The 21,203-nt window shown below is 46.0% G+C and carries 19 protein-coding genes; 6 read left to right on the top strand and 13 right to left on the bottom strand.

What is annotated here, in order from left to right:
* Window positions 1–90 precede the first annotated feature (90 nt).
* The 4 genes from SSED_RS16995 to SSED_RS16980 all read right to left on the bottom strand — a co-directional run bounded on the left by SSED_RS16995 (window position 91) and on the right by SSED_RS16980 (window position 4,133).
* On the bottom strand, window positions 91–1,512 hold the full coding sequence (locus SSED_RS16995) for a DUF3300 domain-containing protein (protein ID WP_012143582.1): 1,422 nt from the start codon (window positions 1,510–1,512) through the stop codon (window positions 91–93).
* A 143-nt stretch (window positions 1,513–1,655) separates the two neighbouring features.
* Window positions 1,656–3,065 (bottom strand): ATP-binding protein, encoded by a 1,410-nt coding sequence (locus SSED_RS16990; RefSeq protein WP_012143581.1) that lies wholly within the window; start codon window positions 3,063–3,065, stop codon window positions 1,656–1,658.
* Entirely contained in the window at window positions 3,058–3,753 is a 696-nt protein-coding gene (locus SSED_RS16985) for a response regulator transcription factor (RefSeq protein ID WP_012143580.1), read from the bottom strand. Before SSED_RS16985 ends, SSED_RS16990 begins: the two co-directional genes overlap by 8 nt.
* A 53-nt stretch (window positions 3,754–3,806) precedes the next feature.
* The gene (locus tag SSED_RS16980; protein WP_012143579.1) at window positions 3,807–4,133 is read right to left on the bottom strand and encodes a PepSY domain-containing protein; all 327 of its coding nucleotides are present in this window, start codon (window positions 4,131–4,133) and stop codon (window positions 3,807–3,809) included.
* 284 nt (window positions 4,134–4,417) lie between these two features.
* Between SSED_RS16980 and SSED_RS16975 the strand changes: the two genes are divergently transcribed.
* From SSED_RS16975 to SSED_RS16965, 3 genes are all read left to right on the top strand, one after another.
* On the top strand, window positions 4,418–5,404 hold the full coding sequence (locus tag SSED_RS16975; RefSeq protein ID WP_012143578.1) for a choice-of-anchor H family protein: 987 nt from the start codon (window positions 4,418–4,420) through the stop codon (window positions 5,402–5,404).
* Window positions 5,405–5,496: 92 nt separating this feature from the next.
* Window positions 5,497–6,003 carry a hypothetical protein gene (locus SSED_RS16970; RefSeq protein ID WP_223295920.1) on the top strand — a complete coding sequence of 169 codons (507 nt, stop codon included), beginning with the start codon at window positions 5,497–5,499 and terminating at the stop codon, window positions 6,001–6,003.
* A gap of 224 nt (window positions 6,004–6,227) precedes the next feature.
* Entirely contained in the window at window positions 6,228–8,663 is a 2,436-nt protein-coding gene (locus tag SSED_RS16965; protein ID WP_012143576.1) for a TonB-dependent receptor, read from the top strand.
* A 177-nt stretch (window positions 8,664–8,840) separates the two neighbouring features.
* On the opposite strand, the gene SSED_RS16960 is transcribed toward SSED_RS16965, so the two are convergent.
* Window positions 8,841–9,275, bottom strand: coding sequence for a carboxymuconolactone decarboxylase family protein (locus tag SSED_RS16960; RefSeq protein WP_012143575.1), 435 nt, complete (start codon window positions 9,273–9,275; stop codon window positions 8,841–8,843).
* 167 nt (window positions 9,276–9,442) lie between these two features.
* On the opposite strand from SSED_RS16960, the gene SSED_RS16955 reads away from it, so the two are divergent.
* A complete protein-coding gene (locus tag SSED_RS16955; RefSeq protein ID WP_012143574.1) occupies window positions 9,443–10,351 on the top strand; it encodes a LysR family transcriptional regulator in 909 nt (302 codons plus the stop codon).
* Window positions 10,352–10,763: 412 nt separating this feature from the next.
* Complete coding sequence (locus SSED_RS16950; RefSeq protein ID WP_012143573.1) at window positions 10,764–11,207, top strand: DUF4823 domain-containing protein; 444 nt, start codon at window positions 10,764–10,766, stop codon at window positions 11,205–11,207.
* Between the two features lie 15 nt (window positions 11,208–11,222).
* On the opposite strand, the gene SSED_RS16945 is transcribed toward SSED_RS16950, so the two are convergent.
* On the bottom strand, window positions 11,223–11,474 hold the full coding sequence (locus SSED_RS16945; protein WP_012143572.1) for a hypothetical protein: 252 nt from the start codon (window positions 11,472–11,474) through the stop codon (window positions 11,223–11,225).
* A gap of 187 nt (window positions 11,475–11,661) precedes the next feature.
* On the opposite strand from SSED_RS16945, the gene SSED_RS16940 reads away from it, so the two are divergent.
* Window positions 11,662–11,928, top strand: a complete 267-nt coding sequence (locus SSED_RS16940; RefSeq protein WP_012143571.1) for a hypothetical protein — start codon at window positions 11,662–11,664, stop codon at window positions 11,926–11,928.
* 156 nt (window positions 11,929–12,084) lie between these two features.
* Here SSED_RS16940 and SSED_RS16935 read toward each other — a convergent pair whose 3' ends face one another.
* From SSED_RS16935 to SSED_RS16905, 7 genes are all read right to left on the bottom strand, one after another.
* The gene (locus SSED_RS16935; protein ID WP_012143570.1) at window positions 12,085–13,719 is read right to left on the bottom strand and encodes a methyl-accepting chemotaxis protein; all 1,635 of its coding nucleotides are present in this window, start codon (window positions 13,717–13,719) and stop codon (window positions 12,085–12,087) included.
* 170 nt (window positions 13,720–13,889) lie between these two features.
* Entirely contained in the window at window positions 13,890–15,023 is a 1,134-nt protein-coding gene (locus SSED_RS16930; protein ID WP_012143569.1) for a hypothetical protein, read from the bottom strand.
* A 369-nt stretch (window positions 15,024–15,392) separates the two neighbouring features.
* Window positions 15,393–16,730 carry an MFS transporter gene (locus SSED_RS16925; protein ID WP_012143568.1) on the bottom strand — a complete coding sequence of 446 codons (1,338 nt, stop codon included), beginning with the start codon at window positions 16,728–16,730 and terminating at the stop codon, window positions 15,393–15,395.
* Window positions 16,731–17,240: 510 nt separating this feature from the next.
* Window positions 17,241–17,528 carry a ferredoxin family protein gene (locus SSED_RS16920; RefSeq protein ID WP_012143567.1) on the bottom strand — a complete coding sequence of 96 codons (288 nt, stop codon included), beginning with the start codon at window positions 17,526–17,528 and terminating at the stop codon, window positions 17,241–17,243.
* The gene (gene fixC, locus SSED_RS16915; protein ID WP_012143566.1) at window positions 17,525–18,817 is read right to left on the bottom strand and encodes an FAD-dependent oxidoreductase FixC; all 1,293 of its coding nucleotides are present in this window, start codon (window positions 18,815–18,817) and stop codon (window positions 17,525–17,527) included. The genes SSED_RS16920 and fixC overlap by 4 nt, the downstream gene beginning before the upstream one ends.
* A 91-nt stretch (window positions 18,818–18,908) precedes the next feature.
* Entirely contained in the window at window positions 18,909–19,853 is a 945-nt protein-coding gene (locus tag SSED_RS16910) for an FAD-binding protein (RefSeq protein WP_012143565.1), read from the bottom strand.
* Window positions 19,854–19,861: 8 nt separating this feature from the next.
* A complete protein-coding gene (locus tag SSED_RS16905; protein ID WP_012143564.1) occupies window positions 19,862–20,635 on the bottom strand; it encodes an electron transfer flavoprotein in 774 nt (257 codons plus the stop codon).
* Window positions 20,636–21,203: the final 568 nt, after the last annotated feature.

Here is a 21,203-nt window from a genome sequence, read left to right as displayed (position 1 = left end):
AGGAAATACCGCTAAGTAGCGGTATTTCTTGGTTGATTATATTGGGTTTGTTACGTGTGGGCCATGGTGTTTAGCACCCGAGTCGGCTCATTAATCGCGTATCTTGGTCCGGGAGCCGCTTTGTTGATGCCCCCCGCTTTTATGAGATTTGCTCATATTGGCCGTGGAGTGACTCGGCCTGCTGGAGTTATGGCTCTGCTTTGGTTGTATAGAGCGTTGGGGTTGATGACTCTTCACCCGCTGATGGCTCTGCTTTGGTTGTGAAGAGCGTTGGGGCTGATGACTCTTCACAGGCTGATGGCTCCTCACATCTCGTTGATGGCTTTGCTTTGGCTGTGTAGAGCGTTGGGGCTGATGGCTCTTCGCAGGTTGATGGCTCTTCACATCTCGCTGATAACTTTTCACCCGCTGATGGCTCTTCACCTGGTTGTGGCTGGGAGTGTTATGAAGCTTATTAGTAAATTGCTGTTCACGACTCTTACCTAACTTACGATTCAGCTGATGGCTCTTGTTTCTATCAAGACTGTTATTCCGCTCAAGGCTGCTCCCCTTATGGAGTCGGTTGTTGCTCGCTTTTGCGTGACTCAGCTGATGACGCTCGGCTTTTCTCACCTGCTTGGTATGCGCCATGCTTGGGCGGTGGCTATTATATCTTTGCTTCACATGGTTACTGCGGTAAGCAACGCCACGTCTATGCTGTGGCTTATGCTGCCAGCGTTGAGCCCCGTGACTGGTGACGATTCTGCCTCTGTGACGATAGTGATGTGAATTATGATGGTGCGTCACCACAATATGGTGATTGCTCCAATGGAACGCACTGAAATAGAAGTTAAACCTGATATGTACGCCAGTGTTCCAGTAAAAATGTCCATAGGGACGGCGAACATAATATGGATAAGGGGTCCAATACACTGGTGGATAACGGTACCAGCGCCAATGTCCATAGACGACTCTGGGATCGTAGTAGGGTACATAGATCACCTCGGGTTGTGCAGGCTCAATGACAATCTGATTGTTAACCCGTGTCACCGATACATTGTCCATCTCTGACAAGCTATCGGCCTCATCGGCTTGCTGTCTCAATGATTGAATACTAGCGAGTAATCGGGCTTCATCTTGAAGGAATGCATCACCCAGCTTTTGAGTCCAGGTTAAGTCGTTACTGAGCTTTTCCAGCACGTTCGGGAAGGCGAGCAGGGCGATGACACTGGGATCCCACTCTTTTCCCTCTGCCTTCTCCATTAACTGCTCGGCTGGCAGAAGCGTATTTGTACTCTGCAATCGACTGGCTTCCACCACTTCCAGAGGATAGGTTGCCGCGATGAGTATGTGAGTGAGCAGACTGTCCGGATATAGGGCGATGGGGGCAAGCATCTGCTCGAGCTCAGCTTCACTAAAGGCTGATTGCGCCGTGTTACTGTTTAACTCTTGGGCACTGACATCTTGAATCAGTGCCACCGGAGTGAAAACTATCAATAGGGATAGGTAACACCATTGGATGAATGTTTTCATGTCGTCTCCAAACTCTTGTCTTTGACTTTAGAGTCATGATAAAGAGTCGAAGATGAACACAAGCTGAAAGGTAAAATTTTATTTGTAGGAGCGGCTTTAGTCGCGAAGCTTCTCCTAAATAAAATTCCCGGCTAAAGCCAGTCTTACCTTCTCCCAAGGCTGAAGCTTATCTCAAATTTAGCGCCGCCGAGACTTTCTGAAGTGGACACTGAAAGCTTGCCATTATAGCTGTCGATAAGATCGCGCACGATGGCAAGGCCTATTCCGTGACCTTGGCTGTATGAGTCGGCGCGAATGCCCCTCTCGAATATCTGGCTCTGTTGCTCGGGACTTATCCCATTACCGTCATCTTCTATCGCTATATTTAACTGAGTGTCACTCGAGGTGACGCTTAATAACACCTTTGACTTCGCCGCTTTGCAGGCATTATCGAGCAGATTACCCAGTATCTCGGTCAGGTCGGACTCATCGCCCTTAAAGATGGCCTCACTATCGACAGATTCGGTGATCTGTATCTCGGGGGCTCGGTAGATTTTCCCTAAGGTTCTGACGAGTTTTTCACTGACTGAACAGACCTTAACCCCTAAGTGCCACGAAGAGCCGGCCGCGCTTTGGGCGCGCTTGAGTTGATGGCCAATGATTCTATTGATCACGCTTATCTGCTCAAAGGAGCCCTGACTGAGATCTTTTTGACTCTGGATCACGGCTAAGGGCGTTTTCAGGCTATGGGCCAGATCGGACAGGGCATTTCGGTACCTTTTGCGCTGGCTTTGTTCAGTATTGAGTAATGTATTAAGCTGGCGCGCCACGGCTTGCAACTCTGTTGGGTAGTCTGCCTCGAGCTGCATGGCACGGCCTTGTTCGACATCACTGAGTTCCTGTTTAAACTTAGCTAAGGGCTTCAAGGTCCAGAGCAACCAAGCCAGCTGCACGCCGCCCAAGAGTGCCATTAAGATCAGTAACCAGGTCCAGAGTTGGCGGGTAAATTTATCTATCTGCAGCTGAAAGTCGGCCTGATCTTTGATGATATGAATCGTGATGGGGAACTGCTTATTTTGCCTCTGCTCGAAACTGGCGCTGAAGCTGTAGATAATATGGGGTTTACCTTCGAGCAGTATTTCGCCAAACTCACTCTGACCCGTTGCCGGATGGGGCAAGTGTTGAGGCGGTTCAGACGCTAGAAAGGAGTTTGATTGCCACAGCAGATGTTTAGCTGGTATTCCCGATGTGTTACCAGGTGTCGATATCAGAGCATATAAGCCGGATTGAATGACGTTAAATTGATTTTCCACCAATAGCTCTGGCATGAGTAAACGGTTATTGTCGACTTCGGTGACCGCTAACACTGAATAGAGGTAAGCGCTGAGTTCGTTTTTAGCGGCGCTTTTCACCTGTTGCTTGAAGGCGTCGTTAAGAGTGAAACCAATCAGGGGCAGCAGGACTAAGATCAACAGCAGGGCACTGACAACCAGTCTGGCCTTGAGGGAGTTAAGCAGGCCCTTATTAGGGTTAACTCCGGTCTCCGATTGAGATTGAGAGGACGGTTTACTCATCACTTTGTTCTGTTTTTTGCATCTGAGTCAGGCGATATCCCTGTCCCCGCAGGGTCTCGATGAGGCTAAATGAATTATCCGGATCCAGCTTCTTTCTCAATCTTCTGATAAAGACTTCGATAACGTTAGAGTCCAGATCGAAGTCTTGATCGTATATATGCTCCGTGAGTACGGTTTTAGATATCACTTCACCCGGGTGCAGCATAAAGTATTCAAATAACTTATATTCTGTGCCGCTTAGGGTGATCACCACATCACCTTTCTTGATCTCTAAACTGCTGGTATTAATGCTGAAGGGGCCGTTATTCACAACCGGACTGGCCTTACCGGCCGAGCGACGGATAAGCGCCTTGAGTCTGGCAACTAACTCCTCGGGATGAAATGGTTTCGTGAGATAATCGTCGGCGCCGGCATCGAGCCCCTCAACCTTATCTTGCCAGCTGTCACGGGCCGTTAAGATCAAAATCGGGAAGTCTATCTCCTGTTCGCGAAGTGTTTTGATTAATGCGATGCCATCGAGCTTGGGTAAACCAACATCAATAATGGCTGCATCGTAACGGTATTCGGTGCCCTGAAACAGGCCAATTTCACCATCATCGGCCACATCTATGTTGTAATTTGCGTCCACTAAATGCTGTTTTAAATTGGTTTGTAGCTCAATGTCATCTTCTACCAGAAGTACTCTCATGGTTTCATTCCTTAGTCATAAAGTGCTTTTATCTTTGATAACAAGATGTGAAGCTAATTTCTGCGCACGCTGCCGGTTTTGGCATCGACAGAGACATAAAACACCACTCCCTCGCTCGATATCAACTTAACTCTGTAACCCGGATGACCATTGACTCGGCTCGATTGTGCCTTGAGTACTTTTCCCTGATATTGACGTTTAACTAACTGAATAGCCTGTTCACGACTTCTGACTTTGAGCTGTTGGGGAGCTTTTTTCGATGTCTGAGCGGCGATGCTCATCGAAGCAGCGCCAATCCCTGGTAGTTGGGCACTCGATGCCTGTCCGAAAAACGGAATAAGAATACAGGTTGTGAGTACCAACATGGAACCAAATTTCATTAAATGCCCCGCTCAGTGCCAGGATAGTTGTTATAGGCTAGTGTAAAAGATCCCGTCATATTAAGAAACCAGCAATGGCCTTATCCTGAATGCCTGTTATCTCTTTCCTTTATCCATCTTCATATATCAATAACCGATCCCAGATGAACGTTAGCTGAATTTGCCTGCTGGCTTGAAAAGGGGGGGAGTTGGATTAACCGTTCAATTTTTAGCGTTCAGCTTGTGTTCACTTTGATCCGGCTCTAATGGCCTTAACAACCGAAAATATTAATGAGGCTTTGAATATGAACTCTAACTCGAATATGAGCCAAAAGAGACGAAACAGTATTTCCACTGATGAGCATAGATCGGGCGTTAACAACTCCTTCCCCCGCTCTCTGAAACCTGGTGTGTTTGGTGCCGGAATCTTGAGTATTCTGGTGCTGAACTTTGCTTTATTAGCCCCAGCCAATGCAGACACCGTGAGTCAATCCGAGGTGTTAGATGCTACAGGTTTGATTCAACAAACCTTCTCAGTAGGGCGTGAGATGAACCCTGCTCAATCAGCTCAGGGGGAAGGTGTGAACCTTGATGCTAGTGTTCAAACTGATAATGAGTTGCTGCAGATGCTAACTCAGAAAAAACTGCAACTGCTGACAAGCAGTGAAGGTGTTAAATCAGACGGTATGAGAACCAGAGAAGAGGTGATATTAGCCCATAAAAATGGTCAAACGTCTTCAAAGTATGCCAAACAAAAAATGGCTGGCGAAGCCGCTCAATTCGCTAACCCTATTTTCCATGAATTTTCTATTTATGAGGCCAGCAGTCGACTGTTCACAGACAATGATCTAGACGGTTTCTACCAGACGTTCAGCGTGACCTTCGATGCTGACTTAATCGGGTTTGGCAGTTATGAACGCGCCGATGTCTATGCCGAACTCTATCTGAGCCGGGATGGGGGCCCTTGGGTACATTACTATTCCACCGATATATTCACCATTATCGGTGACTCGAGTGACGATGATTTCGAGGTGTTAACGACGCTGCATACTGGCTACCCGGCAGATCATTACGATGTGTTGATCGACCTTTATGAGGTGGGGTTCGATGATATTGTTGCGACTATCAGCTCGGACGAGACCGATAACCTCTATGCTTTGCCGCTGGAGAGCAGTGACCGTGATGAAATCTATATCGGTGATAGCAGCAGTGAGGGACATGGTGGCGGATCACTCTCCCTGCTTGGCTTATTGGTTCTTGGATTTGTCTCCCTGAAACGCCGTTTAGTCTGATTCCGGTTTTTCAGCTTTATTCGTTATGAGCTTGGTATTACAATGCCTGGCTCATCTGTTTAATGCTGATAGAACAACTAAGCCGCAATTTTATGCCTAATACTCAAACACAAGACACTCATTCGCAAGACATTCAATCAACAGACTTGCGCGCTCCGGAGTGTGGGGCAACTCATGGGCGGGTTCAACTTACTGGTTGTAGCCAGGATATTGCATTGTGGATATGGGAAAACCTGGTGCCCTCATCGGGACGCGCCGACACCCTTCAGGGGGAGGTGATCCGTGCTATCGAATTGCTGGCCTGGGAAGCGCAGAATAATGGTAATCTCAACTGGGATAAGGAGTTCGACAGATTGGTCGACTTCTTGAGAGAGGTCTTTACTTCCAGTGGTTCGGTGATTGCGGCGACAATGAATGAAGAGGACAAGCTATCGGCGGCAGAGGATCTACACAGACTCAGCCATTTTCTTCTGCCTACCGAGTTAGATAGCCGTGTTTATATTGAAGAGTTGCCCTATGTAAAGGAAGATCTCTACGATAGATTGACCGAGCACTTAATCGGTTACTGCAGACAAGCACCGGAGCTGATTTACCGATAACCTAAGCCTATAAAATAACCGCGTAAAGTTTTCCACTTACCGATGGATGAAGCACATTGGTCAACACTTAAACAGCCTGCTTATCTTTACATTGTAAAAGTTCACCATAAACCCCGCTAAAACCCCAGTGGGGCGCACATATTTGTATCAGAGCCTGAAACAGGTGTTGTAATCTAAATGCAAATCGTTATCATTCGCTCAATTATTTGAGGGGATGATAACAGATGAATCAATTTCGTTTTTCACTACTTGCCGTTGCTTGTGCTTCAACATTTTTACCTATGACGCTTCACGCTGCACAGGCCGAAGGGCTGGAAAACACGGACGTAGAACGTATCACCGTCTATGGAAGACAAAATCAGGTAGTTATGAATTCAGGGCTGGCCACAAAGTCAGATATGTCTTTGATGGAAACGCCAGCGGCGGTTGTTATCGTCGATGAAGAATTGATTAACGCTCAGGGCGTCAACAGCCTGCAAGATTTAGTGCGTAACATCAGTGGCGTGACTCAGGCGGGTAATAACTATGGTATCGGAGATAATCTGGTTATCCGTGGTTTGGGCGCAAACTATACCTATGATGGTATGTATGGCGGTGCGGGCTTGGGTAACACCTTTAACCCTACACGGTCACTCACCAATGTCGAGTCGGTCGAGGTGCTTAAGGGACCTGCAACCGGGCTTTATGGCATGGGCAGCGCCGGTGGTGTGATCAACCTGATTGAGAAGAAGCCGCAGTTTGAGTCTAAAAACGAATTTGGTGTTGAGGTCGGTCAGTGGGATACCTACTCGTTAAGCTTGGATAGCACGGGTGGTTTAAGCGATAAACTGGCTTATCGCGTCGTGGCTAAAACGGCACGTAGCGACGGCTACCGTGATATCGGCACCGACAGGGATGAGGTGTACAGCTCACTTAAATATGTGTTTGACGATTCTCAAGACCTGATGTTGTCGGCATCCTATATCAATGACTCCATTGCCGTTGACTCTATCGGTCACCCTATCCGCATTTATAATGCCGACTCAGTCGGTGGTAAAAACGCCGGCGAGGCAAGCTGGGAAGACTTGATTAATGACCCTGAGGGTAAAGGCATCCAGCTGAGTGATGAGCAGCGCCAACAGTTAGCCGACTCATTAGCCAATAGTGATGGCCTGACGCCTTATGAGTTTGGTCATGCGGGCCTAATCTCACCTATGGCGAAAGATAACGAAGGAGAGGAGTTACGATTTAAGCTGACTCATAACATCTTCTTCAATGACAATCTGTTCCTTAATCAGCAGCTGCAGTACCGTGATTACACTTCAGGCTTCTCTCGCCAGACGGGCGCCTATAACTATGTGTACTGGAACCGTCGCGGCACCATCAACGCCGATCCCCGTGCCCCTCTGGTCGAAGATGGTGTCTTGTACCCGTTTGCCGCACGTCGTCAGGAGTACCGTCAGGTATCTGCCGATGAGACCTCATGGCAGTATTTCGCCGATCTCAGATATGACTTCGAGCTCGCAGGTATCGATAACGAGCTGTTAGTCAATGCTAACTTCGAAGACCGGAATATTCGCTTCAAGCAGTACTCTATCTATGACGCCGATAAGGTGATTAAAAACAAGGCGGGTGAGGTTGTCTACCAGGGAGCGTTGCCTTATATCTATGATATTCGCAAGCCAAACTGGGCTGAAGGGAGTTTTGAGGATCACGATCCTCTGATGACCAGCAACTATAACAAGAAGGTCAATGCATGGGGCGTCGGCCTGCAGCATGTCGGCTATTTCGATTATGGATTTACCACTCGTATCGGCGTAGCGTTTAACGAGATCAAGCAGATCTATGAGCACTTCGGTGTCGATGAGCGTTATCGCGCCAGCGCCGCAGAGCCTACACCGGAAGCCGATACCAGTGACAACGGCGTAACCTATAACTTAGGCGTGACCTATATGCCGACGGACGATCTCTCCTTCTTCGTTAACCACTCTAAGGGACGCACGGCTTACGGTGTCTTAGATGGTGTTGCCGGGAATGGTAAAGACAGAAAAGATTCTGAGTCGGTGAGTGACGACTTGGGTATGCGATTGAAGGCATTTGACGATCAGATGCTGACATCTCTGGTGCTGTTCAAGAGTTCACGCACCAACCTTAGATATAATAACCTGGATTTTGAAGCGGGTGTCAGTGGTCCTGAGGTGCAAGAATTTTTCTATGATGGCAGCGAAGAGACCACTGGTGTCGAGCTGGATATGAACGCTCATCTCAATGAGCAGTGGGCCATTAATGTAAACGGTGTTTATCAGGATGCGCGGGACAAGAAAGATCCAAATCGAAGCAGCTATGATACCCGCCAGAAAGGTGTACCTTACGTCACTGCCAGTGCCTGGGTCACCTATGGTGCCGAGTGGTTCTCGCTGAGCAGTCCACTGGACATCAGCCTGGGTGCGAAGTATGTCGATGAGCGTAGCACGAACTCAAGCTCATTCGGTATCCCGACCGGGTATGTACCGAGTTATACCGTGGTAGATACCGCTGTCAGTTATCAGGCCGACAGCTGGAAGTTACAGCTTAACGTGAATAACCTGTTCAACGAGACCTACTACAATAAGGCGATGTTCTTAGGTGGTATGCCGGGTGAGGAACGTAATGCTAAGGTGACATTTAGTTATCAGTTGTAGGCTCAGACGTAAGTTATAAGCTGTCAGCTACGAGCTACGAGCTACGAGCTACGAGCTACGAGCTACGAGCTACGAGCTAATGCTATAAGTTTGGTATCAGGCCTCTATTTTTTAGAGGCCTGATGTTTATTCTCTCACTAATTCCTAATTAATTAAGTCGCTCACTATTGTCGTGACTCAGTGTTTCATCTGTGTTGCCAAGGCAAAACGATTCCAGGCGTTGATCATAATTATTTGCATCATGGCCTCTGCGAGCTGCTCCTCTCCTAACTTCTCCAGAGTTGCCTGATAAGCTGTATCGGATACCCCTGAGTCGGCAATCAAGGTCATCTCATCGGTCAATGCTAATACCGCACGCTCTTTGTCATCGAATAACGGGGACTCTCTCCAGGCTGATATGGCGAACAGCTTTTGCTGTTCAATCCCGGCTTTTAGTGCTTCGGCGGTATGCATCTCGATACAGTAAGCGCACTGGTTAATCATAGATGCACGTATCTTAATCAGCTCTTTCAACTTAGCGGGAAGTGCCGTTTGTGAAAGGTAATTTTCAACACTAAGCATGGCGGTAAGTGCAGCAGGTTGTGTTTTAGCCAGATCGATACGTTTAGTCATGTCATCTTCTCTATCTTGATAAAGTGAGTCGCTCTATTGCGATGACCAAATTGTGCATCATTCGATATTGTGGGGGAATAGTCACTAAAGCTGAGATTGTTTTGCGTAAAACGCAAAGGTGAGCGATATTACTAGATATTAAAATTGACAGATGTGGGGAGAAACAGATGTTAGATTTGATTAAGGTGTTCCATCAGGTTGTCGAGTCGGGAAGCTTCTCACAGGCGGCGCAAGCATTAAATATGGCTCCCTCTTCCGTTGCCCGAAATATAGATAATCTGGAAGCCCTGATACAAACCACGCTCTTTAAAAGAAGTACTCGTCAGCTAATTCTGACCGAGGAGGGTCAATACTTTCACCTGCAATCGGCCAAGTTAGTGCAAGATGCAGATAAACTGCTAAGCGAAATGAAAGGCACTAACCCTGAACCCGAGGGAGTACTGCGGATCTCAGTATTTGAAAGCTTTGGTAATATTTATCTTGCTCCACTCATCCCTGAATTTCTTGAGCGCTACCCGAATGTTCAGATAGAGATAGAACTGGATAATAAAGTTGTCGATCTTAATAGTGAAAATATCGATTTGGCTATCCGCATAGGCACACCACAAGACAGTCGTCTGAAGGCGCGAAAGCTTCTCACTAATTATACCTCCCTTGTTGCCTCACCTGATTATATTCACACTCATCCAAGAATTGGAAAACCTGAAGATCTCCAACAACACAACTGTCTGCTGATCAGCCATGAGAGACAGAGGAATCACTGGTATTTCAGTAGAGGAAAAGTTGAGAAAAAGGTCTCTGTTACGGGGAATTTAATCTCGAAGGGGGGGTCACCTCTGCTCAGTGCTGCTCTGCAGGGGAGCGGTGTCCTGCTGTTATCCGACTGGATGGTTACACCCTATATAGCCAACAAGCAACTTATCGAGATCCTACCGGATTGGGCTGCAACGCACGGAGCCCAAGGCAGTGGTGAGATTTTTGCTATCTATAAAGGCACTCAGTATCCAAAGCCTCATATACGCGCTTTTCTCGATTTCCTAATCGAACAATTCAGCTTATTATCGGTAGTTAAGTGAATTGGTATCTGAATAAACTGGTATCTGGATACATTCGTTCGATAAATCACGCATATCAAATCTGGGAGATTAAACATGAAGAGGCATATCTGTATGCTTGCTGGTGGAGTGTTACTGGCGGGTTGCTCATCTACCTATCAGCAAAGTGAATTATTATACCAATCGGTATAAGAAAGTGATCTACTCAGAGTATTTTTGGCAAACTAATTCAAGGCGAATGGATGAGGGAATGGTGCTCCCTTGTGAAGTCATTCAACGCAGAAGTAGGCAGCCAAAAACACTCCTAAAAGGCGAGTTTTAGCGCATCTGATACTGTGTTAACGAGCTTAAACGTAGAATAACTATGTTCTTCACTCGTTGCCTTGCCTCAGAAGCGCTAAATTCTCGCTGAGCGACCACATCTTTATACTGATTGGTATTAAAACCCGAGGTTAAACTCGATCCAGCTATAGGTGTCGTTATCTCTGTACCTATGGATGGCAGCTACGGTAATAAGAAGTACCCGGGATCGGGACGTATGACGACGAACGCAGTTAGAAGTGCATTCTCTAAGCGGGCATTAAATGTCGATGTGACTACCGATTGCCACGGTGAAAACTGTTTAAGCACGCTCGATAAACAAGGGTTTGGTTATTATGTGAAACCCGAGATATTACATTGGGAAGATAGAAATACGGAGTGGTCGGGTAAGCCCGATAAGATAGAGATACAGTTGGTAATTTATGACCTCAACACACAAAAGCCTGTCGCCAGTACGAATTTTGCCGGAGAGAGTAAGTGGGCAAGCTTTGGTGGCGATCATCCACAAGACCTATTGCAGCTGCCGACACACAAGTATGTCGATTCGATCTATTAACAGGCTGCGTTGAGCTTATTTAAACGTGACCTTTCCGCCTACCATCTTAAATGCCGGTGTGCCTCTGACTAAGGAATCTCTGGCAAATACCTGACCACATTCGGGGCAAGTGCAGGGGACTCTAGTGTAGTCCTCGACAATGCGCTCCTTGAAGCATTTGACTAAGGCGCCTTTTCCTCCCTTGCGATACTTAAACAGCTGAGTTTTACACTTAGCGCAGAAGATGTCGACGGTGCGGGAGGGGCCTTTCTTATTAGGTTTTGCCATATTTGAGTTTAATTTAAGCTCTGTAAAGTTCTTATGCCCATTGTAATAAAAATAGGGGTATTACGCTAAAGTTAGCTATCATTTTCTAATGAGAAGAACTGTGACTGACTGGATAGGATCTCAGTGTTAAATAAATCGTACCGTTCTCCTTATCAACAGAGTCCCTAATCAAGTTTAAGGAAGCATCATGTCCCCTATTTTTAATATCAGGAAAGCGACGCCGTTAATTTTACTTACACTTGCCACCTTCACAGCCTTGCTCAGTGCCTGCAGTAATTACGATCCCGTTCCCGTAGAGAAGTGTAATGAAGTGGTTAAACACGCAAGGAAAGTGCTGGGGAGTATGGCACCGGATAGCAGGACCATGATGGCCGACTGCAAAGCGGCATCGGACAGTGAGCGAGGTTGTGTGATGGCGGCAAGTAAGAAGGGGGCGATTGCTCAATGCATGTAGGTAAATAAGGCCCTGTATGGCTCTATCCTTGGTCGAATTGAAATCGAGGAATTAAGGGCTTTCTCAGCTTTATAATGGATAGACGAACTGTGCACTCATCCAGGATCCCAGGTCGAGTGCTTGGGATCACTGAATAAGTGACAAGTCTGCCATTATTTAGGCGGTCTTAAATTGATCGACCATGCTCTTGAGGCCTAAGGAGAGCTGGCTTAGTTCGATACAGGCTTGCGCCGTCTGGCCGGCTCCGGTTGCCGCCTCCGATGAGGAGACGTTGATGGTTTCTACGCTACGGCTGAGATCTTCGGTCACCGAGTTTTGCTCGCTGCAGGCACTGGCGATCTGAATATTCATCGCCGCGATCTGTGTGACTGCTTGTTCAATCTCGGAGATCTTCTCGCCCGTGGAGTGGGTTTGTGACACGCAGCCACGGATCATTTCACAGCTCTGTTTAGTCGCAGCTCCGGCCTCGACGGCGCGGAGTTGCAGCTTCTCGATTATCTCGACAATCTGACGGGTAGAATCCTGGGTTCTTCCTGCCAGTGTGCGTACTTCATCGGCGACGACGGCGAAGCCTCGTCCCTGCTCACCGGCGCGCGCCGCTTCGATGGCCGCATTCAGGGCCAGCAGGTTTGTTTGCTCGGCAATGCCGCCGATAACATCGACCACCATGGAGATACTCGCTGAATCTTTCTCGAGCTGGGCCACCATCTCACCGGCATTTTCTATGACCTCAGAAACCTGCTGGATCTCGATGATGTTCTGTTGAACCTCTTGATTGCCCTGATCGGCACGCTCGGTTGCCGAATTTGCCGAACTCGAGGCATCTTCGGTATTCATGGCGACTTCATTGACGGTCGCCTGCATCTGCTGCATCGCAGTGGCAACCATAGTGATCTCATTTTGCTGCTGTGACATGCCCTGAGATGACTGCTCAGAGATGGCGCTCACCTCTTCGATCGAGGAGCTGAGTTGCACCACGGCGCCGCCTATCTCATCGACCAACTCACGCAAGTTTTTCTGCATGCTGATACAGGAGTCGGCCAGCTGGCCAAGCTCGTCATTGCCTATCTGGTCGCGTTTTATCTGATAGGCCAGATTACCATTGGCGATCTCTTCGGCCATAGTCATGACTTCACGCAATGGGTTGCGAATTTGTCGTCCAAGGAAGAGGGTCATCACTGCCATTAAGGTAAATAATGCCCCAACGCCGATATAGGTCTTCATGGTTGCCGTGCTGACACCTTCGAGCGTATTGGTGCGGTCTGTTTCCGTGCGTGCTAAATTGATCTCTGTCAGCTTGGTTAAGGCGTCTTGCATCCTGTTAAACTGTTTATATGAACTCAGCAGGTATGTGTTTGCGCCTGCCAGATCATTTTGCAGGACGATGTCGTTGAAACCACTCTGAGCACTGAGGTAATCTTGCCAGTTGCGTCTCGCTAATGTGAGCGCTTGGCGCTCCTCTTCTGTCTGAATGCTCTTTTCGTAGGTGTTGATCATATCGGTGACATCATCAATCATGTTGTCGGTTGTCTGCATCCAGCTTTTCATCTCCGGATCGCCGATACTGGGCAGGAAAGAGAACTGATCCCGGCGAATGAAGATGGTGACAAATTTTATTTTCTCGACTAATAAGACATTGGGTAGTACTTCGTCAGTCAGCGTCAGGATATTATCGCGTGTGTTATTCAGTCCCGATATAAACAGCATGCTAAGGGCTATTACTGCCACGGCGATGCAGCTAAAGGCCAGTGCAATTTTGTTATTAACCGATAAGTTTTTAATATTCATCATAACCGGAGATCCTCATTCCTTTGGTGGTAAAAAAAAGCCTTCGATAGGGCGAAGGCTGGGTCATAAGATGTCCATGTAATGTGTCGAGATGAGAACGTGTTGACCCTTAAACTGGAAGAGGAGCAATCAACCTGGGTGTAGTTGATTGCCTGTCTCCTCCGTGCTTGTGCTTAGAAGTAGTAAGCCATGGAGATGTTGAAGCGCTTGTCCCAATCATCACCGACTTCAGGCAGACCGATATGGTCGTTGTTTGCCGTTGAGAAGGTCATGTTCTTACCCATGATGAAGTCGATTTGGGTGTAAGTAGGACCTGCTGCGATCGCGGCGCCTAACACGTTTTGCATACTGTCATCGTAGGTTTCGTCGGCAACATCCGGTGTCATTAGGCCGAAGTCATTGTAGAACTTTACGCTACCCCAATCGGTCGGGATCGTTTTTGCCAGGTTGATACTGTATACCTGTGCCTTAGAGGCAATTTCATACTGCCAGCTGACCACTGCGATGGCGATCTTGTTGTCATCCGCGCTATCGGCTGCATCATACTCATACTGCATGGCTTGAAGTTGCAGGTTCCAGCCATGGAACTTGCTGTCAAGGCTAGCGGCAACGGCATATCTGTCGCCATTGTTACCGGTTTTAGCGTTATAGATCTGGCCAACTTCAACCGAGCCACCAAAAGTGGTTGAGCCGCCCTGGTGTTCCATGGTGTAGGTTTGGCGAAGGTTAAGCTGGTTTGTCTCTTCGTTGTTATACTCGGTACCGTTGATAGTGCCGGTATACAGGTCGGCTGCGTACTGTTTGTTTTCGCTTGGTCCATATTCGGCGCTCTTATAGAAAGCCATATCTGTGTGCCAACCGTTTTTCTCAAAGGTGGCTTTTACACCAATATCATAGTCGTCTTCGAAACCAAGGTAGTAGGGGAGGCCAAACCAATAGCTGTTAGAGATATATCCCAGGTTGCCAAATGGCACTTGGTTAATACCGAACTGAAGTTCCCACTCAGGATTGAAATCGTAGAAGCCGTAGCCATATTTGATATAGTTAGTGTCGGCAGTGAAACGGTAATCCGACTTTAATCCCCAGTTACCATGCTTACCGTCAAATCTTAGTGACGCCATGTTAAATGTCAGATCACCACCTTTATCTTTTGAACTCTCGCTGTAATCTTTATATGAGTAGTTAATACGCACGCCACCGTGGATATTAATGCCATCTTCTTCAGCGGCAGCCATGGTGTTGAAGCTACTTAATGCAATAGCACTTGCAATAAGAGAGATATAAAACGTTTTGTTAGTTTTCATCATCGTTATATTCCAATTGTATTTAAAGTTTTTAGTACTTAGTTTGTACTTATATTTAAAATGGTTTGTACTTATGTATAAAACAGTATGGGTAATTAAATACAGGCAAGTAATCCCCCCGTCTAATTACAGGTTATATTTAATTCATGGGTTCCGTACATATTCGACATCCTTTTCGGCTTGCGCGGATATCCTCCTCTAATTAATTAGGTTTTGCCGAAATATATTCGTCGATATATCGGCTGGTAAATATTTAAAGCTATAGAATTAAAGTTTAAGAGTATATCTTCATTCGATAACTTCTTGAGTCCCGTACCTTATCTGTACATGTTTTCAGATGTACGGGACTCTTTTAATATCTTAGATAATAATTTATCTACTTACTTCAGCTGAAGCTGTGAAATCAACTGAACTGGTTGTTTCTAATGTTAATCCTTTTGTTTCTGGTGCCATGAACACTGAAACAACTAATCCGATCAGTGATATGGCAGCACCGACAAGCAATGTCGATGATATGCCATAGGTGGCCATATAAACGGGCAGGGCATAAGTCGAGACTATGGTACCAATTCGGCTAAAGGACATCACAGCGCCAACGGCTGACGCCCGTATCTCTGTAGGAAACAGCTCATTTGGATAGAGCCACTGCAAGATCCCTGGACCACCTGAGAAGAAGGCGTAAATGGCAAAAGCGCCTACAATCAGCCAGATGCTTGGATTTGGCACTATGCCAAGTAGTGCCAGAGAGGCGGTCATAATGGCAAAGCTGCCGATTAAAAGTGGTCTGCGACCGATAGAGTTCAGCCAGTACATCGCTGGGATACACCCGGCCATAAAGAATATACTGATAACGATATTGCCCAGGGCCGCATCTTGTCCCTCAGTAAATCCAAGCAGTTCGATTATTTGAGGCCCAAATGTATATATGGCGAACATGGGAATAACCTGACAGCTCCATATGGTGCCGATGAATATAATTCTTTTTAAATAGATAGGTTCAAATAGTTTACTATATTTAGTCTCTTCCGCCTCTTCGAAACTAATATCGACATCCTTGCCAAAAAACTTATGCATTATTTCACGGCACTCTTCCACACGGCCTTTTTTAAGTAACCATCTTGGCGATTCAGGTAGGTGAAAACGTCCGAGTAGAATAACGAGACAGGGAATAACCGCACTACCAAACATCCATCTCCAGCCATCTTGAACATCGTAGAGAAGGTAGCCAACCATGTTGGCTGCAGTAGCACCAACGTACCACATGGCAGCAATGAAGCCCATTGTGAATGCCCGTTGCTTAGTGGGTGAGAACTCGGCAACCATAGAGGTGGCGATGGGGTAATCGGCTCCGATAACGATTCCGATTAAGAATCGTAAGATGACTAACTCTATAGGAGATGAGATAAACATGGTTGCAAATGAAAGCACTGCAATTGCAATAATGTCTATCATAAACATCTTCTTACGACCGACTATATCTGCCACATAGCCAAATAGCGCGGTTCCGATAAACAGACCGGCCAGTGTCGCCGCACCAACTAAACCGATCCACTGTGCATCTAAGCCTAATTCTGGTGTAAGTTGTTGAAGTGCAAGTCCAATAATAACTAATACATAGCCATCTAAAAATGGACCTCCGCTTCCCCAAAGCATTATTTTTCTATGAAGTGGAGTAAACTCCATATCATCGAAGTTTTTCTTTGAATTCATACTACTAACCACCAACTTTATTTGTTCTATTAATAGTGTTCGCAACCGTCATAGTCACGAATGGTTATAATGTTGCTTCAAAATTATTATTGAACCAATTTTGAACTAACGTATATTTCACCGAATCAGATAATCCTATGTTGAAATATTACAATATTTACAATTTAATAATGGTGATGTAACCAATGTTTTTGATTATATATTTTCATTTTTATTGTAAATATTGAAATTTATTTCAAACACAGGGTAATGCTTTATTTGGTTAAGCTTTTCTTTTAGCTTTTACCGCGCATTGAACAAATAAGCCTATGGGCTTCACATCTTTTTACCAGGTTGTTCATGTTATAAAATGAACACACGCGCTTATCAATAAAGCTAGAACCAAACATGTTAAGTTACTGTTCTTATAATTGTGTAATCAATAACTTTAACCGAGATAACATTATTCTGACTCTAAAACTGTAGGGGCCAGAAATATGGGTGTTCTATAAACACCCAGTTTCCAAATGGTTATCCATATCGGTATTCGATACCAAATGTTCCTCTTGGGTATTCCCATTTTTCTAAAATTGTGTCACCACAAAGAAACTTACAGGTACCGCACTCCAAACAACCCGCAGAATCGAAACGGATAGAGCCATCTTCTTCAAGTTTATACAAACCAGCAGGGCAGGCGTTTACCAATTTGCGATACTCGGTCATATTCGGATTATCTTTCAAGATAATATGTGGATGACCTTCATCTACATGAAACTTATTGACGCCAAGTTTTACGTCTACATTGACTGTTTCGGTCATATTGCAGTCACTCCTTTAATGCCATCTTTAATCAGGTTCATGTAACCCACTTCTTTACAGTGTTTCATGAGGGTCTTCCGAAGTGGTTGCGATTCGCTGCCATCTACTGTGAACATGCTTTGCATTATGTCGGCAACCATCTTTGGATATTCGTTGAAGATCCGTGGAGTCTCCATGAAAGCTGGAAGGTTCTTATAGAGTTTCAGATCTTTCATTACAAAGCTGTCTTCCAAAAGAGTCTGATATGAAGACAAACCTTGTGCACTGAAATCCTTGTTTGCACGCGCCGTTAATACGGCTTTCGCTGCCGCTTCGCCAGAAGCAATGGCAAGATCCATTCCGCGAACGGTGTAGCCGATGTTTAAGCAGAAACCCGCCGCATCTCCGGTTATCAATACGCCATCATCAACCAGTTTAGGGACCATATTTAAGCCAGCTTCCGGTACTACATGACCCGAATACTCGAGTAGTTTCCCGCCTTCAAGCAGAGGCTTAATGATTGAGTGATTTTTGAAGTCTTCAAGCATTTGTGGAACGGTTTTATCTGAGCTGCCTATATCATGCAGTCCGCAGACGATACCCAATGAGACTGTAGTTTGGTTGGTATAGATGAAACCACCACCCATCAAACCATTTGATGGCGAGCCGGCGAACAACCAGGCTGCGCCTTCATCATCTGAGAGATTAAATCTGTCCTGAATGACCTCTTTGGGAAGTTCAATCAGCTCTTTAGCACCCACAGCCATGGCATCGGCGTTTACTTTAGGTTTTACCATGCCTAATTTTTCACCAAGCACAGGGTTAACACCTTCGGCCAAAATGACAGCCTTAGCTATCAACTCATCACCGTCTGCATTAACACCTACGACTTTGCCATCTTTAGTAATCAGCTCATCGACACGAATACCGGTAATAAACTGGGCACCAACCTCTTCGGCTTTGGCCATCAACCATTGGTCAAAGTCACCTCGTAATACGGTATAAGATTCTTGTGTCGATGTTTGTGAACGGCCATTATGGTAGTCCAGAGTGACGCCGGTATCATCGGTTAGGAAGGTGACTTTTTCTTTAGTGACTTTTCTCTCTACCGGGGCTTCTTTAGCAAAGCCGGGAATAATCTTCTCCAGACTATGAGCATAGAGTCGGCCACCGGTCATGTTTTTGCTGCCGGCATAGTTACCGCGCTCAATAACGAGAACGTCCGCTCCCTCTTTTGCTAAAACATAAGCGGCAACGCATCCAGCAAGCCCGGCTCCTACGATAATCGCGTCAAATGCTTCTTCTTCCATACAAATTTACTCTTCACATAATTTGGGTTTTAACACCGGACATGAATGTGTCCGGTGTTACGTCGGGAGATTAATACGACCCGATCTTCAATTAACCTTTAAAGGCGCTGATCAGTGCCGGTACAACCTTATTCAGGTCACCAACAATTCCGTAGTCAGCATATTGGAAGATTGGTGCATTCTTATCTTTGTTTACCGCAAGAATAGTTTGTGAACCTAATGCGCCAACCATATGCTGGATCTGTCCAGAGATGCCAAGAGCCAGATAGAGTTCTGGTTTTAGCATGACCCCTGAAACTCCGATGTAACGCTCGCGCTCCATCCACTTTTCAGTTTCGGCAATCGGACGAGAACAACCCAGCTCTGCACCAAGTGCAGCACCGAGATCGGCAACCATCTGAAGGTTTTCTTGCTTGCCGATGCCGCTACCGATAGCAATGACGCGTTTTGCCTTACCTAAGTCAACGCTTTCACCTTGCTTAGCACGGCGTTCGATGCACTTGATCGCCGCTTTTGGTTCGATAAATGAAACCGAAACCGCTTCACCGGTTTTCGAATTGTCGGCTTGGGCGGCTTCGAATACGCCATTGCCGATAGTGATAAGCGCAATAGGTGATACGATTTTTTCTTCACCGATAGCCAGGCCGCCGTAGACCATGTGCTTGGCTGTTACGCCATCAGCTACAGTGACTTCAGAGGCATCGTTGATAACGCCGGCATTAAGTTGTACACCCAATTTTGCAGCCAGTGCTTTTCCGCGCTTGGTTGCACCGAGCAGCATTAAGGTATTTGTGTCGCCATTTGAGATGGCATGGGCCATAGTCTCAGCATAATCTTCAATAATCTTGCTGGTATCTTTTTCACCCAGGTAATACACATGGGTTGCACCCAGTGAGTATGCTTTAGCTATCTCATCTTCTGAGCCAATCACGAAAGCCGAGACTTTTTCGCCTAGCTGAACACCGCCGGCGATAACTTCAGGTAAACGGGAAGCGATATCACTAAATACCCATACATTAGACAGTTTGCTCATCATTTTTCCCCTTACTTAAGTGCTTTGCGCAGGTGTTCTGCAAATTCTGCGACTTGATCTTCATCATCGCCGTCAATAATGATCTGCTTACGTTCGGCCTGTTTTGGCGCCAGTACTGAAACAGATTCAACAAGAGCCGGAATTTCAGCAATCTCGAGATCTTCGGCACTTAACTTAGTTACCGGCTTTCTGCCTGCGGCTAAAATGGTCTTCATCGATGGGATCGTTGGTTCGTTGATGTCGGCTGAAACTGAGATAACGGCAGGAAGTGTGATCTCAAGAACTTCAACTTCATCGTCTAAGGCTCTTTCAACGGTAACTGTTCCGTCTTGGGCCGAAACGATTTTGCTTACCGCGTTGATAGTCGCGACTTCAAGCAGCTCACCAAGTTGTATACCAACTTGCTGTGCATAGAGGTCACCTGAACCATCACCACAAATAATCAGGTCGAAACCATTTTTTTGTGCTGCAGCGGCAAGAACGCGAGCAGTTTGGTGAGGTAGGAGGTGTTCGAATTTCTCGTCAACCACGACAGTCAGATCATCGGGTCCGCGAGAGAGGATGTCTTTACGTGCTTTGGGGTTGTCCAAAGCCTTACCGCCCATGCTTAAGGCTGTGATCTTGCATTCACCGACGAGGGCTTTGATCTCCACCGCTGCTTCTACCGCATTGAGATCAAATTGATTGATCTTTGGGGCTGCTTTACTTGTGTCCAGAATACCGTCAGCTTTCACTGTGATATCTTGCTCTTCGGGAACTAATTTGTAACACGTAATAATTTTCATTATTTCTCCAGTTTAGATATTACATACTTCTAAATTTGAGGTATGGCTATATTACTTATGATTTTACTTATATAACATCTGATAACGTTTTGACGGTCAAACCGCTGTATGCTTATTGTTTGTTGCCAATCCGGCGTATCAATAACGTTTATCTGTCGGTATCGTAAATAAATCATTTATAGCAACTTCAATATGTAGCTAGTGCTTAGTTTAAAAGTATATTGTTTTATTGCCGCATGTTGATTTAGTAAGTGGTGCAATTATATGACTAGAATTATCGACGCTAATGTTAGGCGGGTCACACTTATTAAGTGTTTGCTGTTAGTGTTTCTAACGTTAATATTAGCCGTTCTAATAGTCGTCTTCCTATAGGCTGTTTAGCGCTTTAAATACAAGGGTTTTTAGTTCGGGTAATAATAATATTAGCCCAGCTAATGGTGTCTTTTTTTAGTGGTTTTAATGCATGTTTTTAGTGCGGCTAATATTAATGTTAGCTCTACTAATGAGGGGTTTTAGCCGTACTAATATCACTATTAGAAATACTATTTAGGAGGGGCCGTGTTGCGGT

Source organism: Shewanella sediminis HAW-EB3, assembly GCF_000018025.1.
GTDB lineage: Bacteria > Pseudomonadota > Gammaproteobacteria > Enterobacterales > Shewanellaceae > Shewanella > Shewanella sediminis.
The sequence above is the reverse complement of the archived record's forward strand: the minus strand, read 5'-3'. Positions and strand labels throughout refer to the sequence as shown.